This window comes from Streptomyces sp. NPDC019531 (assembly GCF_044903305.1).
GTDB lineage: Bacteria > Actinomycetota > Actinomycetes > Streptomycetales > Streptomycetaceae > Streptomyces.
Window position 1 is genome coordinate 13104 of the sequence record NZ_JBJDQL010000018.1, and the last position, 16097, is coordinate 29200.

General features: G+C 69.0%; 10 protein-coding genes. 6 read left to right on the forward strand and 4 right to left on the reverse strand.

Translation table 11 applies throughout. The features are described from left to right. Positions 1 to 762 precede the first annotated feature (762 nt). On the forward strand, positions 763 to 1455 hold the full coding sequence (gene hpf / locus ACI2L1_RS21570) for a ribosome hibernation-promoting factor, HPF/YfiA family (protein ID WP_404740951.1): 693 nt from the start codon (positions 763 to 765) through the stop codon (positions 1453 to 1455). A gap of 202 nt (positions 1456 to 1657) precedes the next feature. After that, complete coding sequence (locus tag ACI2L1_RS21575) at positions 1658 to 2404, forward strand: response regulator transcription factor (protein ID WP_059210138.1); 747 nt, start codon at positions 1658 to 1660, stop codon at positions 2402 to 2404. A gap of 12 nt (positions 2405 to 2416) precedes the next feature. Here ACI2L1_RS21575 and ACI2L1_RS21580 read toward each other — a convergent pair whose 3' ends face one another. Beyond that, positions 2417 to 3628, reverse strand: coding sequence for a winged helix-turn-helix domain-containing protein (locus ACI2L1_RS21580; RefSeq protein ID WP_404740952.1), 1212 nt, complete (start codon positions 3626 to 3628; stop codon positions 2417 to 2419). Positions 3629 to 3678: 50 nt separating this feature from the next. Continuing rightward, on the reverse strand, positions 3679 to 4251 hold the full coding sequence (locus tag ACI2L1_RS21585; RefSeq protein WP_404740953.1) for a GNAT family N-acetyltransferase: 573 nt from the start codon (positions 4249 to 4251) through the stop codon (positions 3679 to 3681). A gap of 270 nt (positions 4252 to 4521) precedes the next feature. Here ACI2L1_RS21585 and secA point away from each other — a divergent pair, with 270 nt between their 5' ends. Then, positions 4522 to 7362 (forward strand): preprotein translocase subunit SecA, encoded by a 2841-nt coding sequence (secA, locus tag ACI2L1_RS21590; RefSeq protein WP_404740954.1) that lies wholly within the window; start codon positions 4522 to 4524, stop codon positions 7360 to 7362. Between the two features lie 213 nt (positions 7363 to 7575). Here secA and ACI2L1_RS21595 read toward each other — a convergent pair whose 3' ends face one another. Further along, positions 7576 to 8304, reverse strand: a complete 729-nt coding sequence (locus ACI2L1_RS21595) for an Rv3235 family protein (protein ID WP_404740955.1) — start codon at positions 8302 to 8304, stop codon at positions 7576 to 7578. Positions 8305 to 8614: 310 nt separating this feature from the next. Between ACI2L1_RS21595 and ACI2L1_RS21600 the strand changes: the two genes are divergently transcribed. Continuing rightward, the gene (locus ACI2L1_RS21600) at positions 8615 to 9130 is read left to right on the forward strand and encodes a DUF6912 family protein (RefSeq protein ID WP_404740956.1); all 516 of its coding nucleotides are present in this window, start codon (positions 8615 to 8617) and stop codon (positions 9128 to 9130) included. A gap of 87 nt (positions 9131 to 9217) precedes the next feature. Continuing rightward, on the forward strand, positions 9218 to 9883 hold the full coding sequence (locus ACI2L1_RS21605; protein ID WP_404740957.1) for an HAD family hydrolase: 666 nt from the start codon (positions 9218 to 9220) through the stop codon (positions 9881 to 9883). 26 nt (positions 9884 to 9909) lie between these two features. On the opposite strand, the gene ACI2L1_RS21610 is transcribed toward ACI2L1_RS21605, so the two are convergent. Next, the gene (locus tag ACI2L1_RS21610) at positions 9910 to 10476 is read right to left on the reverse strand and encodes a DJ-1/PfpI family protein (RefSeq protein WP_404740958.1); all 567 of its coding nucleotides are present in this window, start codon (positions 10474 to 10476) and stop codon (positions 9910 to 9912) included. 639 nt (positions 10477 to 11115) lie between these two features. On the opposite strand from ACI2L1_RS21610, the gene ACI2L1_RS21615 reads away from it, so the two are divergent. Further along, a complete protein-coding gene (locus ACI2L1_RS21615) occupies positions 11116 to 16068 on the forward strand; it encodes an NAD-glutamate dehydrogenase (protein ID WP_404740959.1) in 4953 nt (1650 codons plus the stop codon). Positions 16069 to 16097 lie beyond the last annotated feature (29 nt).

A 16097-nucleotide genomic window follows, 5' to 3' on the forward strand; every position in this document is an offset into this window, starting at 1 on the left:
GCGTGGGCAGGCGGAGATGGGCGTGCGGAGTGTGTATCGGCGGCCTGAGGCAGGAGGGAGGAGTGGGCAACGGCAGTCGGAGGCAGGTGTGCAGCGTGGATCACGGCAGTCGGAGACGGGGGCATGGTGTGGGCGTCTGCGGCCGGAAGACGGGGAGTTGGGTGGTCGAGGGCAGTGGGGGACGGGGGGACGTCATGGCGAACGGCGGCCGGACGGCAGCGGGCGTCCTGGTGGACCGGTGGTGGCTGGATGCGGCGGCGAAGCGGCGGGCGTCGTGTACACCGCTGCAACTCGGGAAGGCATGGGGGAACAGATGGTCGCAGTGACGGAGGAGGACACGGGCCGGGAGCGTTGCTCGGTGACGGCGTCGGGCGCCGTTGGCGTCCGTGACGTGATCTGCGCGGCTGTGGTCGCGGCCCCGCCGGATTCTTTCGAAATAAACCGGAACTGACTGTGAAGTTGCATCGTTGCTGGTTGCGAGAGGGTCAATTCACCTGAACGGAGGTACGCCGCAGTAGAGGGTGACGACATCCGTCCAGGCGAGATATGTTCGGTTGTGAGAGAAAGGCGCAGGCCACACCTCGCAAATCCGAATGCCGTGCCGCGGGATTGCCACCATCACCCGCGACGGTGGAATGGAGATCTTGCCCGCGGGGGAGGAGGTGGAAGTCACCGAGTCCGAGGTTCCGGGGCTCACCGGAGCCTGGTGCAAAAGGGAGATGCTCCGCATCGAGGCGGAGCGATCCGGGAACGGAGTTCTGCGTGGACATCGTCGTCAAGGGCCGCAAGACCGAGGTGCCCGAGCGGTTCCGCAAGCACGTGGCCGAGAAGCTGAAGCTGGAGAAGATCCAGAAGCTCGATGGCAAGGTGATCAGCCTCGACGTCGAGGTGTCCAAGGAGCCGAACCCCCGACAGGCCGACCGTTGTGACCGAGTGGAGATCACGCTCCGCTCCCGCGGTCCGGTGATCCGGGCGGAAGCGGCAGCCAGCGACCCGTACGCGGCACTCGACCTGGCGGCGGAGAAGCTGGACGCCCGGCTGCGCAAGGAGCACGACAAGCGCCACACACGCAGGGGCGCACGGCGGCTCACGGCTGCCGAGGTCGCCGACCACGTTCCGGGCGCGGCGACGCTCAACGGCAACGGACAGGCCGTTCACGAGGAAGAGTCGGACGGTGTCCCCACCAAGAAGATCGGCTCGCTTGAGGTCAAGGGTGAAGGCCCCCTCGTCGTCCGCGAGAAGACCCACGTCGCCTCCCCGATGACCCTCGACCAGGCGCTCTACGAGATGGAGCTGGTCGGGCACGACTTCTATCTGTTCGTCGACTCCGAGACCAAGGAACCGAGTGTCGTCTACCGGCGGCACGCCTACGACTACGGAGTCATCCACCTGAGCACGGACCCGATGGTCGCCAGGGCGCATTCTCCCGCGACTGGCGGCACGACGGGGAGCTGACCCTCCCGGATGACAGCTGAGCCGGTGCCCCTGGAGCGCGCGTGCGCCCCCAGGGGCACCCGCGTGAGACCACTTCGCGCCCCGCTTTGTCACCTCACTGTCGTCCGGGCATGAAATCATGGCCGCACCGGCCCAACCGGTGGGCCGTTGCCTTGGGTTGGCGATGGCACAGGACCAGCCACAGCCTTCAGGGGGAGGAACGATGGCGGACAGCTTCGGACCGCTGCACGGCGAGGACGCCGGCGACGGCGTCGTCAGCATGGGCACGGACGCGGGCTCACCACGCAAGGAGCCCATCCGGGTTCTGGTCGTGGACGATCACGCACTCTTCCGGCGCGGACTGGAGATCGTGCTCGCGGCCGAGGAGGACATCCAGGTCGTCGGGGAGGCGGGCGATGGCGCGGAGGCCGTCGACAAGGCCGCCGACCTGCTGCCGGACATCGTTCTGATGGACGTGCGGATGCCCAAGCGGGGTGGGATCGAGGCGTGCACCTCCATCAAGGAAGTGGCACCCAGCGCCAAGATCATCATGTTGACGATCAGTGACGAGGAAGCCGACCTCTACGACGCGATCAAGGCCGGGGCGACCGGATATCTCCTCAAGGAGATCTCGACCGACGAGGTGGCCACCGCCATTCGCGCGGTGGCCGACGGGCAGTCGCAGATCAGCCCCTCCATGGCGTCGAAACTGCTCACCGAGTTCAAGTCGATGATCCAGCGGACGGACGAGCGTCGCCTCGTCCCGGCCCCGCGGCTGACCGACCGTGAACTGGAAGTCCTCAAGCTTGTCGCCACCGGGATGAACAACCGTGATATCGCCAAGGAGTTGTTCATCTCCGAGAACACCGTGAAGAACCATGTGCGCAACATCCTGGAGAAGCTGCAGCTGCACTCCAGGATGGAGGCGGTGGTCTACGCGATGCGGGAGAAGATCCTCGAGATCCGCTGAGCCGGATCCCGCTCAGCGCAGGGCCGTGACCAGCGCTCGGGTCACCTCCTTGGTGAGGGATTCGCGCAGCTCCGGGGCGTCGACCCGCTCCACGCGGATGTCCATGCAGTCCACCCAGCTCGCCGCCTCGACCAGGGCCTGGGCCACCGCCGGGACCGCCTTCGGGCCGTCCAGGGTGACCTGCCTGGCCACCAGCGTGCCCCCCTCGCGGCCCGGGTCCACGCGGCCGACGAGACGGCCGCCGGCCAGCACCGGCATCGCGAAGTAGCCGTGGACCCGCTTGGGCTTGGGGACGTAGGCCTCCAGACGGTGGGTGAAGCCGAAGATCCGCTCCGTGCGCGCGCGTTCCCAGATCAGGGAGTCGAACGGGGACAACAGAGTGGTGCGGTGGCGGCCGCGCGGCGGTGTCTCCAGGGCCGCGGGGTCGGCCCAGGCCGTCTTGGACCAGCCCTCGACCGTGACCGGCACCAGACCCGAGTCGTCGATCACCGCCTCGACCTGCTCGCCCTTGAGGCGGTGATAGTCGGCGATGTCCGCACGGGTGCCGACGCCCAGGGCCTGCCCGGCGAGACGGACCAGGCGGCGCAGGCACTCAGCGTCATCCAACTCGTCGTGGAGCAGTTCGGCGGGGACGGCGCGCTCGGCGAGGTCGTACACGCGCTTCCAGCCACGGCGCTCCACGCAGACCACCTCGCCGTACATCAGGGCGCGCTCCACGGCGACCTTGGTGCCGGACCAGTCCCACCACTCGCTGGTCTTCTTCGCGCCGCCCAACTCCGTGGCAGTGAGGGGGCCTTCGGTGCGGAGCTGCTTGACGACCTGGTCGTAGGTGCCGTCCGGGAGCTGGTGGTTCCAGTGCGGGCGGGCGCGGTAGGCGCGACGGCGGAAGGCGAAGTGCGGCCATTCCTCGATGGGGAGGATGCATGCCGCGTGCGACCAGTACTCGAAGGCGTGGGGTCGTGCCGGAGACGCGCCGAAGGGGGCAGGGGTCCAGTAGGCGTCCTCCACCGTCTTGCGGCCCACCGCGCCGAGACGGGCGTACGGGATCAGCTCGTGGGAACGGGCGAGCACAGAGATGGTGTCGAGCTGGACCGCCCCGAGGTGACGGAGGACGCCGCGGACTCCGGCCCGGCGGTCGGGGGTGCCGAGGAAGCCCTGGGCGCGCAGCACGATGCGGCGGGCCTCATCGGCCGACAGGTCGGTGGTGGGACGCGGGGTCGTCATGGGTCCGAACGATAGGGCCAGGCACTGACAACGCGAGGTGACCTGCGGATCTATCGAGGGGCCGGGAGGTATGGCGTTGTCGACGCCAGGCCCAGGTCCGACGGCAGTACGGAACCCACCCAGCAGTCCCTGCGTACGCCCTGGTGGACGAGCCCGGAGCGCAGTACGCCCTCGACGACGAAGCCGGCGCGCTCCGCCACCGCGCGGGACGGCTGGTTGCCCACTTCCGCGCGCCATTCCAAGCGGTCGATCGACAGCTCGGAGAAGGCCCAGTGGCTGGCGGCGCGCACGGCCTCGGTGATGTAGCCGCTGCCGCGGTGCTGCTTGGTGGCCCAGTAGCCGATCTCGGCCGTGCCGAGCGAGCGCATGGACAGACCCAGCATGCCCACCAGGTCCTCCCCTTCGGGGAGGAAGAGGCCCCAGGTGAACATCGTGCCGTTCGCCCAGCCCTCCGGGACCAGTTGCTCCGTGAAGCTCTGGGCGTGCTCGACGAGGTAGGGCGAGGGGATCGTGGTCCAGCGCAGGATGTCGGGGTCCTGCACGGCCGCGAGGACGGTCTCTGTGTCCTGCGGAGTGGGCGTGCGCAGCAGGAGGCGGTCCGTGGTCAGCGTGACGGGTTCCATCGGCCGATTCTGCTCAGGAGTTCGGCGAAGACGCCATCATTTTTGCTGTGAGTGAGCGGGTGATCACAATTCGCGCAATTCGCGAGCGGGGCGCGGCACCATCGGCGTTCCTCGTCCGTTGTCCCCTTTGAAGCAGATTTGAAGGAGCTGACAGTCGGCGTACCCGGCAGGCTCCCGACGTGGCCGGGTCCTCGCATACGATGGCCGTCGCTCAGTAAGTCAAATGGAAACCGACCGTCCCAGGCCCGACCGGCAAGGAGACCAACCCCCGTGTCCGTCCTCTCGAAGATCATGCGTGCAGGCGAAGGCAAGATCCTGCGCAAGCTGCACCGCATCGCGGACCAGGTCAACTCCATCGAAGAGGACTTCATCGACCTCTCCGACGCCGAGCTGCGGGCCCTCACCGATGAGTACAAGCAGCGGTACGTCGATGGTGAGACGCTGGACGACCTGCTGCCCGAGGCGTTCGCCACGGTGCGCGAGGCCGCCAAGCGCGCGCTCGGCCAGCGCCACTACGACGTGCAGATCATGGGCGGCGCCGCCCTTCACCTCGGCTATGTGGCCGAGATGAAGACCGGTGAGGGCAAGACGCTCGTCGGCACGCTGCCGGCGTATCTGAACGCGCTGTCCGGCAAGGGTGTCCACCTGATCACGGTCAACGACTACCTGGCCGAGCGCGACTCCGAGATGATGGGCCGCGTCCACAAGTTCCTGGGCCTTGAGGTCGGTTGCATCCTTGCCAACATGACGCCGGCCCAGCGCCGCGCGCAGTACGCCTGCGACATCACGTACGGCACGAACAACGAGTTCGGCTTCGACTACCTGCGCGACAACATGGCGTGGTCCCAGGACGAACTCGTCCAGCGCGGCCACAACTTCGCCATCGTCGACGAGGTCGACTCCATCCTCGTGGACGAGGCCCGTACGCCGCTGATCATCTCCGGCCCGGCAGACCAGGCCACCAAGTGGTACGGCGACTTCGCCAAGCTGGTCACCCGCCTGAAGAAGGGCGAGGCCGGCAACCCGCTCAAGGGCATCGAGGAGACCGGCGACTACGAGGTCGACGAGAAGAAGCGCACGGTCGCCATCCACGAGGCCGGTGTCTCCAAGGTCGAGGACTGGCTGGGCATCGACAACCTCTACGAGTCGGTGAACACCCCTCTGGTGGGCTACCTGAACAACGCCATCAAGGCGAAGGAGCTCTTCAAGAAGGACAAGGACTACGTCGTCATGGACGGCGAAGTCATGATCGTCGACGAGCACACCGGCCGTATCCTCGCCGGTCGCCGCTACAACGAGGGCATGCACCAGGCGATCGAGGCGAAGGAAGGGGTGGACATCAAGGACGAGAACCAGACCCTCGCCACGATCACCCTCCAGAACTTCTTCCGCCTGTACAAGCGCCACGACCACAACGGCAAGGAACAGCCGGGCCTCTGCGGCATGACCGGTACGGCGATGACCGAGGCCGCCGAGTTCCACCAGATCTACAAGCTCGGCGTCGTCCCGATCCCGACCAACCGGCCCATGGTCCGCAAGGACCAGTCGGACCTGATCTACCGCACCGAGGTCGCGAAGTTCGAGGCGGTCGTCGACGACATCGTCGAGAAGCACGAGAAGGGCCAGCCGATCCTCGTCGGTACGACGTCGGTCGAGAAGTCCGAATACCTCTCGCAGCAGCTGTCCAAGCGCGGCGTCCAGCACGAGGTGCTGAACGCCAAGCAGCACGACCGTGAGGCGACGATCGTCGCCCAGGCCGGCCGCAAGGGCGCCGTCACCGTGGCCACCAACATGGCCGGCCGTGGTACCGACATCAAGCTCGGCGGCAACCCCGAGGACCTGGCGGAGGCGGAGCTGCGTCAGCGTGGCCTCGACCCCGAGGAGCACATCGAGGAGTGGGCGCAGGCCCTGCCCGCCGCCCTGGAGAAGGCCGAGCAGGCGGTCAAGGCGGAGTTCGAGGAGGTCAAGGACCTCGGCGGGCTCTACGTCCTCGGCACCGAGCGGCACGAGTCGCGCCGTATCGACAACCAGCTGCGCGGCCGTTCCGGCCGTCAGGGCGACCCCGGCGAGTCCCGTTTCTACCTCTCCCTCGGTGACGACCTGATGCGCCTGTTCAAGGCCCAGATGGTCGAGCGCGTCATGTCGATGGCGAACGTCCCGGACGACGTCCCGATCGAGAACAAGATGGTCACGCGCGCGATCGCGTCCGCCCAGTCTCAGGTCGAGCAGCAGAACTTCGAGACCCGTAAGAACGTCCTGAAGTACGACGAGGTCCTCAACCGGCAGCGCGAGGTCATCTACGGCGAGCGGCGCCGCGTCCTGGAGGGCGAGGACCTGCAGGAGCAGGTCGTGCACTTCATGAACGACACCATCGACGCGTACATCGACGCGGAGACCGCCGAGGGCTTCGCCGAGGACTGGGACCTCGACCGGCTGTGGGGCGCCTTCAAGCAGCTCTACCCGGTCAAGATCACCGTCGAGGAGCTGGAGGAGGCGGCAGGCGACCGCGCGGGCCTGACCGCCGAGTACATCTCCGAATCCATCAAGGACGACATCCACGAGCAGTACGAGTCGCGTGAGGCGCAGCTCGGCTCCGAGATCATGCGTGAGCTGGAGCGCCGGGTCGTGCTGTCGGTCCTGGACCGCAAGTGGCGCGAGCACCTCTACGAGATGGACTACCTCCAGGAGGGCATCGGTCTGCGCGCCATGGCGCAGAAGGACCCGCTGGTCGAGTACCAGCGCGAGGGCTTCGACATGTTCACCGCCATGATGGAGGGCATCAAGGAGGAGTCCGTCGGCTACCTGTTCAACCTGGAGGTCCAGGTCGAGCAGCAGGTCGAGGAGGTCCCGGTCGAGGACGAGAAGCCGTCCCTCGACAAGCAGGACGTGGTTCCGGCGCAGGCGGGTGGCCGTCCCGAGATCCGTGCGAAGGGGCTCGACGCCCCGCAGCGCAGGGACCTGCACTTCTCCGCGCCGACCGTGGACGGCGAGGGCGGTGTCATCGAGGGCGAGTTCGCCGATGACGACGAGCCCGTGCGCTCTGAGGCGGACGGCCTCACGCGCGCGGAGCGGCGCAAGCAGTCCCGTGGTCGGGGGCGGCGCAAGAAGTAGTGCCTACGTGCGAGTGGCGCCGTAGCGACGTGATGTGACGGTGCCCGTCGCGCCGTAGCGGAGTTGTGTGACGGGGCCTGTGGCGCCGTGACGTTGGAAGGGCCGGATCCTCTGAGGGGGTCCGGCCCTTCGGCGTGCAGGGGCCCGGGGGCGTGTGCCGTCGGTCGCCGCAGGAGTGTCCGCGAGGGGCCTCCAGGGCTGCTCTGCAGGCCGTCAGTCGTCGTCCGGGTGGGTAGCCCGAGGGCCGCCCAGTTCGACCGCTGTGCAGCGCCAGCGGAGGTCCTGGCCCTGTTCCAGCCGGAAGGCCATGGCGCGCACCTGGTCGCCGGCGGCGATGCGGGCGAAGGCCTCGACGGCGCCCGGGCGGGCGACGTAGTAGCCGATGTCCCGGACGACGGGGCGGGTGCCGCGGGTGCGCAGGGGGCCACGTTCCGCGAGCCGGGCCAGCTCGTCGTAGGCGCGGCCCGCGGTGTGCCGGAGCATCGAGTGGACGGGGCGCTGGCCGCTCAGGACGGCGAGGAGGAGGTCCGCGAAGAGGTCGGTGGGACGGGGCTGGGGGACGAGGGGGCGGCGCGGGGTCTGGGGCGGGACGACCGGGGTTGCCGCGGGGGTGTGGTGCGGTCGGGTGGTTGTGCCGGGGGCCGAGGCGGCGGTGGGCAGGGTGAGCTCTCCGCCGGGGAGTGCTGCCGCGGTGCTGCGGGTCGACGTTGCCGCGGTCGTGGTGTTCCGGCCCGGGGCGCTGAGCGGGCGGCTGTCCGTGGGGCCCGTGCGGGTGCGGGGGCCGCTGGCGGGGGAACCCGGCGGACGGCCGTCGCCCGGTGCCGTGCGGGTCGTGGCGCCGCCGGGCGTGCGGGGCGGGGTGCCGCCCGGGCGGCGGGAGTCGCGGCGGGCCGGTGGGCGGGTGCCGGAGTGGTGCTGGGCCCTGGTCATGACCTTGTTCATGGGATCCCCGTTCTGCGTGCCCGGAAAGTACCGGGCAGTAACTTTGTGGTTGGGGATCTTGTACGGGGCCGTGGACCGCGACTGCAAGGCGGCGGCGAGCCGGGGCGGTAGGCCGGAATGTTCACCTATCAGGGTGATGGGAGGGGGGTCTGGGCCCATGTCCATGGGGGTGGGGCGGGTGAATTCCGGGCTCGGGGTGGACGGCTACCGGGGTAGGGGCAGGGACTCGAAAGGGGACACCCGCACGTATCCTGAAGGCCTTTTGCGGAGCCTTTCCGAGCACGTTCTCCGACCACGAAAGCGGCCAGTCATGCGCGTCTACGTCCCCCTGACCCTTTCCGGTCTCGCCGAGGCGTACAAGACGGGTGAGCTGGGGGCCGGACCGCTCCTCGCCTACGCCGTCACGCCCGCCCTGCGCGAGTGGTACCTCTCCGACGACATCGAGGAACTGGAGTACGCGGCGCTGAACCGGGCCGCGCTGGCCTCGCTGCGGCTGCTCGCGGCGGACGCCGGTGCCCTGCGGCGCCGGGTCGTGGTGGCCGTCGACGTGGCCGACGGGGCGGCCGTCGCCGATCCCGACCGGGCGCTCGACTCGGCGGCGCTCGGTGAGGTGCGGGTCGCCGGGACGGTGAAGCTGGCCAAGGCCGCCGCGGTGCACGTCGACTCGGACGACGCGGAGGAGGACGTCACCGCCGCCGTGGACGCGCTGGAGGCGGCGGACGGCGGGGACGACGACGCGCAGTTCATCGTGGACGGGGCCGAGGACCACGAGCTGCTGTGGTACGCGACGCAGGAGATCCCGAACCTGGTCGGGCTGGGTGGCTGAGTCCCGTCCTGGGCTGCTGAGCTGCGGCTTTGCCTGCCTTGACCTGCTGATCTCTTGATTGTCAGTGGGGGCGGGTACGTTTTTGGCATGGGGAAGCTGACAGGGGCGCACATCGTCTGGGACTGGAACGGCACGCTGTTCCACGACAACGACGCGATCATCGGGGCGACGAACGCGGCATTCGGCGAGCTGGGGCTGGAGCCGATCACGATGGAGCGGTACCGGACGCTGTACTGCGTGCCGGTGCCGAAGTTCTACGAGCGGTTGCTGGGGCGGCTGCCCACCGAGGCCGAGTGGGAGGTCATGGACGAGACCTTCCATCGGTACTACACCGAGCACCGGGTGGGTTGCGGGCTGACCGACGGGGTGGTGGAGCTGCTCGCGGGGTGGCGGTCGGCCGGGCGCAGTCAGTCGATCCTCAGCATGTACGTCCATGACGAACTGCTGCCGCTGGTACGGGGGTTCGGGATCGAGGCGCACTTCCTGCGGGTGGAGGGGCGGACCGGACCGTCCGGGGGCAGCAAGGCGGAGCACATGGAGCGGCATCTCGCTGCCCTGGTCGGGGTGGAGGCGGCTCGTACGGTGGTGATCGGGGACGCCGCGGATGATGCGGTGGCGGCCATGCGGGTCGGGGCGCGGGCCGTGCTGTACACCGGGGGGTCGCACAGTCGGGCCAGCCTTGAAGAGGTGGGGGTGCCTGTGGTGGACACCTTGGCGGAGGCGGTCGCGGAGGCCGAGCGAATAGCCGCGTAGGCGCCGGTGCGGCAACATCCCGGCGGCTATGTCGCCGGTGCCTTGGCCCTCAGCACCCGCAGGAACTCCCGCATCCAGCCCGAGTGATCAGGCCAGGCGCGGGAGGAGACCAAGGTGCCGTCGACCACGACCTCGGCGTCCTGGAAGGCGGCGCCGGCGGACTGCATGTCGGGTTCCAGGGCGGGGTACGCCGTGACGCGGCGGCCGCGGAGGCCGTCGACCGAGGCGGTGAGCAGGGGGCCGTGGCAGATCTGGGCGACCGGCTTGTCCGCGTCGAAGAAGGACTTGAGGATCTTGCGGAGCTCGGGGTCGTTGCGGAGGTACTCGGGCGCCCGGCCGCCGGGGACCACGAGCGCGGCGTACTGACCGGGGTCGACCTCGGCGAAGGCCAGGTCGGCGGGCCAGGTGTAACCGGGCTTCTCGGTGTAGGTGTCGAAGCCGGGTTCGAAGTCGTGGACGACGAACCGGAGCTTCTTGCGGGCGGGGGCCGCGATGTGGACGTCGTAGCCCTCCTCGCGGAGGCGCTGGTAGGGGTACAGGACCTCCAGCGACTCCGCCGCGTCGCCGGTGACGATCAGGATTTTGGCTGTCATGTCGGCAACGTGCATCCAGGGAACGGCCTTGCCAAGGGGGTGCGCATCATCGACAACATGCCGGGAAGGGACGGGGCCCGGAACGGACGGCGGACTCGGAGCCCGGGCGACGAACCGGGAACGGACGGAGGACTCGGAACGGACGACGGGCTGCACGTCGGGCGACCCGTCGGACGGCCTGTCGCGTTACGACGGCTTCGCCGCTTCCGTCCCTGTGCAGACTGTCAAAGTTCCACTCCTGGTTTTGTACACATACGGCTCATGACGACCCCCCTGTAAGGAGCGATAGCCTTGGTGGCGTGATCAGCGCGATAGTTCGCGGGGGCGCTGTGGCTCCCGCCCTGCGCCCGGTGCGCACGGAACACCTCCGTGGCCGGGCGGCGGCCGCTGGTCCTCGCGGGCGGGACGGGGCCGTAGGGGCCCTCATGACGCCGAGTGCACCCTCGTCACCGGCGCGGCAGAGAGCAGCGTCACACCTGGCGGGCGTGTCGAGAATGGCTGATATCCCCCCGCTCATCTCACCCTGCGGCATAGCGTCGGAGCAGACCGGAGACCCCGGGCCGTGGCGTCGAGCCGCAGGGGAAGAGACCGTACTTCCTTCTACGTCACGCAACGGCGCGCGACAGGAGTCAGAGGACAATGCAGACCAAGCTGGACGAAGCCAAGGCCGAGCTGCTCGAGAGGGCCGCACGGGTAGCTGAGAACAGCCCGGTCGGGGGGCACCTACCGACTGGGACGACCGACGAGGACACCCCCCGCACCCCGGACACCCCGGACAGCGAGACCGTGCTCGCGTTCCTCCAGCGCTACTACCTGCACACCGCCCCGGAGGACCTGACCTCCCGCGACCCGATCGACATCTACGGGGCCGCGCTCTCGCACTTCCGGCTGGGCGAGAACCGCCCTCAGGGCACGGCCAACGTGCGGGTCCACACGCCCACGGTGGAGGAGAACGGGTGGACGTGCACCCACTCGGTCGTCGAGGTCGTCACCGACGACATGCCCTTCCTCGTCGACTCCGTCACCAATGAACTGACCCGGCAGGGACGCGGCATCCATGTCGTCATCCACCCGCAGGTCGTCGTCCGCCGCGACCTCACCGGCAAGCTGATCGAGGTGCTCACCGCCCCGCCCGCCGCCGCTGACCTCCCGCACGACGCGCACACCGAGTCCTGGATCCACGTCGAGATCGACCGTGAGACCGACCGCGGTGACCTGAAACAGATCACTTCTGACCTGCTGCGCGTCCTGTCCGATGTCCGGGAGGCCGTCGAGGACTGGGAGAAGATGCGGGACGCGGCCCTGCGGATGGCCGACGAACTGCCCACCGAGCCCGTCGCCACCGATCTGCGCGACATGGAGATCGAGGAGGCCCGCGAGCTGCTGCGCTGGCTGGCCGCCGACCACTTCACCTTCCTCGGCTACCGGGAGTACCAGCTCCGGAAGGACGACTCCCTCGCGGCCGTCCCCGGCACCGGCCTCGGCATCCTGCGCTCCGACCCGCACCACGCCGGCGAGGAGGGCCACCCGGTCAGCCCGTCCTTCGAGCGGCTGCCCGCCGACGCGCGCGCCAAGGCCCGCGAGCACAAGCTGTTGGTGCTGACCAAGGCCAACAGCCGGTCGACCGTGCACCGGCCGTCGTATCTCGACTACATCGGCGTCAAGAAGTTCGACGCGGACGGCAATGTCGTCGGCGAGCGGCGTTTCCTCGGTCTGTTCTCCTCCGCCGCCTACACCGAGTCGGTGCGCCGCGTTCCGGTCATCCGGCGCAAGGTGGAAGAGGTGCTGGAAAGGGCCGGCTTCTCGCCCAACAGCCACGACGGCCGCGACCTGCTCCAGATCCTGGAGACCTACCCGCGCGACGAGCTCTTCCAGACCCCGGCCGACGAGCTGGAGTCGATCGCCACCTCCGTGCTGTACCTCCAGGAGCGGCGGCGGCTGCGCCTCTACCTGCGTCAGGACGAGTACGGCCGCTACTACTCGGCCCTCGTCTACCTGCCCCGCGACCGCTACACCACCGGCGTCCGTCTCAGGATCATCGACATCCTGAAGGAGGAACTCGACGGCATCAGCGTCGACTTCACCGCCTGGAACACCGAGTCGATCCTGTCCCGGCTGCACTTCGTGGTCCGGGTCCCGCAGGGCACCGAGCTGCCGCAGCTCAGCGACAGCGACAAGGAGCGCATCGAGGCCCGCCTGGTCGAGGCCGCCCGCTCCTGGGCCGACGGCTGGGCCGAGGCGCTCAACGCCGAGCTCGGCGAGGAGCACGCCGCCGAGCTGTCGCGCCGCTACGGCACCGCCTTCCCCGAGGGCTACAAGGCCGACCACACCCCGCGCTCCGCGGTCGCCGACCTCGTCCACCTGGAGCGGCTCACCGAGGAGAACTCCTTCGCGCTGAGCCTGTACGAGCCGGTGGGTGCCGCCCCCGAAGAGCGCCGCTTCAAGATCTACCGCAAGGGCGACGCCATCTCCCTGTCCGCCGTCCTGCCGGTCCTCAACCGGCTCGGTGTCGAGGTCATGGACGAGCGGCCCTACGAACTGCGCTGCTCGGACCGGAGCGTCGCCTGGATCTACGACTTCGGCCTGCGCATGCCCAGGTCGCAGAACGGCACCGGTGACTACCTCGGCGACGACGGCCGCGAGCGCTTCCAGGAAGCCTTCTCCGCCACCTGGACCGGCAAGGCGGAGAACGACGGCTTCAACGCCCTGGTGCTGAGCGCCGGCCTGAACTGGCGCCAGGCGATGGTGCTGCGGGCGTACGCCAAGTACCTGCGCCAGGCGGGCTCCACGTTCTCGCAGGACTACATGGAGGACACCCTCCGCAACAACGTCCACACCACCCGGCTGCTCGTCTCCCTGTTCGAGGCGCGGATGTCGCCGGACCGGCAGCGCGCCGGCCACGAACTGGTCGACGCCCTCCTGGAGGAGCTCGACGCGGCCCTCGACCAGGTCGCGAGCCTGGACGAGGACAGGATCCTGCGGTCCTTCCTGACCGTCATCAAGGCGACGCTGCGCACCAACTTCTTCCAGGAGGCCGCGGGCGGCCAGCCGCACGACTACGTCTCCATGAAGTTCGACCCGCAGGCCATCCCGGACCTGCCGGCCCCGCGCCCGGCGTTCGAGATCTGGGTCTACTCGCCGCGTGTCGAGGGCGTGCACCTCAGGTTCGGCAAGGTCGCGCGCGGTGGTCTGCGCTGGTCCGACCGGCGTGAGGACTTCCGCACCGAGATCCTCGGCCTGGTCAAGGCGCAGATGGTGAAGAACACCGTCATCGTGCCGGTCGGCGCCAAGGGTGGCTTCGTCGCCAAGCAGCTGCCGGACCCGAGCGTGGACCGGGACGCGTGGCTGGCCGAGGGCATCGGCAGCTACAAGACGTTCATCTCGGCACTGCTCGACATCACCGACAACATGGTCGCCGGCGAGGTTGTCCCGCCCGCCGACGTCGTACGGCACGACGAGGACGACACCTACCTGGTCGTCGCCGCCGACAAGGGCACCGCCACCTTCTCCGACATCGCCAACGGGGTCGCGGAGTCGTACAACTTCTGGCTCGGCGACGCCTTCGCCTCCGGCGGCTCGGCCGGCTACGACCACAAGGGCATGGGCATCACCGCCCGCGGTGCCTGGGAGTCCGTAAAGCGGCACTTCCGCGAACTGGCCGTGGACACCCAGTCCGAGGACTTCACCGTCGTCGGCATCGGCGACATGTCCGGCGACGTGTTCGGCAACGGCATGCTGCTGTCCGAGCACATCCGCCTGGTCGCCGCCTTCGACCACCGGCACATCTTCATCGACCCCAAACCCGACGCGGCCACCTCCTACGCCGAGCGCCGCCGCATCTTCGACCTCCCGCGCTCCAGCTGGGCCGACTACAACACCGAGCTGATCTCGGCGGGCGGCGGAATCTTCCCCCGTACCGCCAAGTCCATCCCGGTCAACGCCCACGTCCGCGAGGCCCTCGGCATCGAGGACAAGGTCACCAAGATGACCCCGGCCGACCTGATGAAGACGATTCTCAAGGCGCCGGTGGACCTGCTGTGGAACGGCGGCATCGGCACCTACGTGAAGGCCTCCACCGAGACCCACGGGGACGTCGGCGACAAGGCCAACGACCCGATCCGCGTCGACGGCGCCGACCTGCGCGTCCGGGTCGTCGGCGAGGGCGGCAACCTGGGCCTGACCCAGCTCGGCCGGATCGAGTTCGCGCTGCACGGCGGCAAGATCAACACCGATGCCATCGACAACAGCGCGGGCGTGGACACCTCCGACCACGAGGTGAACATCAAGATCCTGCTCAACGGCCTGGTCGCCGAGGGTGACATGACGGTCAAGCAGCGCAACAAGCTGCTCGCCGAGATGACCGACGAGGTCGGCCGCCTGGTGCTGCGCAACAACTACGCGCAGAACACCGCGATCGCCAACGCCCTCGCCCAGTCCAAGGACATGCTCCATGCCCAGCAGCGCTTCATGCGCCACCTGGTGCGCGAGGGCCACCTCGACCGGGCCCTGGAGTTCCTGCCCACCGACCGCCAGATCCGCGAGCGTCTCGGCGCCGCACAGGGCCTGACCAGCCCGGAGACGGCCGTCCTGCTGGCGTACACGAAGATCACGGTCGCCGAGGAACTGCTGCACACCTCGCTGCCCGACGACCCGTATCTGCACGGCCTGCTGCACACGTACTTCCCGGCCGCGCTGCGAGAGAAGTTCCCCGAGCACATCGACAACCATCCGCTGCACCGCGAGATCACCACGACCGTCCTGGTCAACGACACGGTCAACACCGGTGGTACGACCTATCTGCACCGCCTCCGCGAGGAGACCGGCGCCTCGCTTGAGGAGATCGTCCGGGCGCAGACCGTGGCCCGCGCGATCTTCCGCTCCGGCGTCGTCTGGGACGGGGTCGAGGCGCTCGACAACCAGGTCGAGGCCGCCGTACAGACCCGGATCCGGCTGCACTCGCGCCGCCTCGTCGAGCGTGGCACGCGCTGGCTGCTCAACAACCGGCCGCAGCCGCTCCAGCTCGCCGAGACGGTCGAGTTCTTCGGCGACCGCGTCGAACTGGTGTGGTCGCAGCTGCCGAAGCTGCTGCGGGGCGCGGACCTGGAGTGGTACCAGAAGATCTACGACGAGCTGACCGGCGCCGGAGTCCCGGACGAACTCGCCACGCGCGTGGCCGGGTTCTCCTCCGCCTTCCCGACGCTGGACATCGTCTCGGTGGCCGACCGCATGGGCCGCGACCCGATGGACGTCGCCGAGGTCTACTACGACCTCGCCGACCGTCTCCACATCACGCAGCTCATGGACCGCATCGTCGAGCTGCCCCGCGCCGACCGCTGGCAGTCCATGGCCCGTGCCTCCATCCGCGAGGACCTGTACGCGGCCCACTCGTCGCTGACGGCCGACGTGCTGGCGGTGGGCAACGGCGCCTCCACTCCCGAGCAGCGCTTCAAGGCCTGGGAGGAGAAGAACGCCCCGATCCTGGGCCGCGCCCGCACCACTCTGGAGGAGATCCAGGGTTCGGACGCCTTCGACCTCGCCAATCTGTCGGTGGCGATGCGCACGATGCGGACGCTGCTGCGGCAGCACTCGTAGGCGGTCATACGACGACGGGGGCGCCCGGG

Coding starts and splice junctions, on each gene's coding strand:
- ACI2L1_RS21600 (WP_404740956.1), top strand. CDS start 8,615: ATGCGCGTCTACGTCCCCCTGACCCTTTCCGGTCTCGCCGAGGCGTAC.
- ACI2L1_RS21595 (WP_404740955.1), bottom strand. CDS start 8,304: ATGAACAAGGTCATGACCAGGGCCCAGCACCACTCCGGCACCCGCCCA.
- ACI2L1_RS21580 (WP_404740952.1), bottom strand. CDS start 3,628: ATGACGACCCCGCGTCCCACCACCGACCTGTCGGCCGATGAGGCCCGC.
- ACI2L1_RS21575 (WP_059210138.1), top strand. CDS start 1,658: ATGGCGGACAGCTTCGGACCGCTGCACGGCGAGGACGCCGGCGACGGC.
- ACI2L1_RS21610 (WP_404740958.1), bottom strand. CDS start 10,476: ATGACAGCCAAAATCCTGATCGTCACCGGCGACGCGGCGGAGTCGCTG.
- ACI2L1_RS21585 (WP_404740953.1), bottom strand. CDS start 4,251: ATGGAACCCGTCACGCTGACCACGGACCGCCTCCTGCTGCGCACGCCC.
- ACI2L1_RS21615 (WP_404740959.1), top strand. CDS start 11,116: ATGCAGACCAAGCTGGACGAAGCCAAGGCCGAGCTGCTCGAGAGGGCC.
- ACI2L1_RS21605 (WP_404740957.1), top strand. CDS start 9,218: ATGGGGAAGCTGACAGGGGCGCACATCGTCTGGGACTGGAACGGCACG.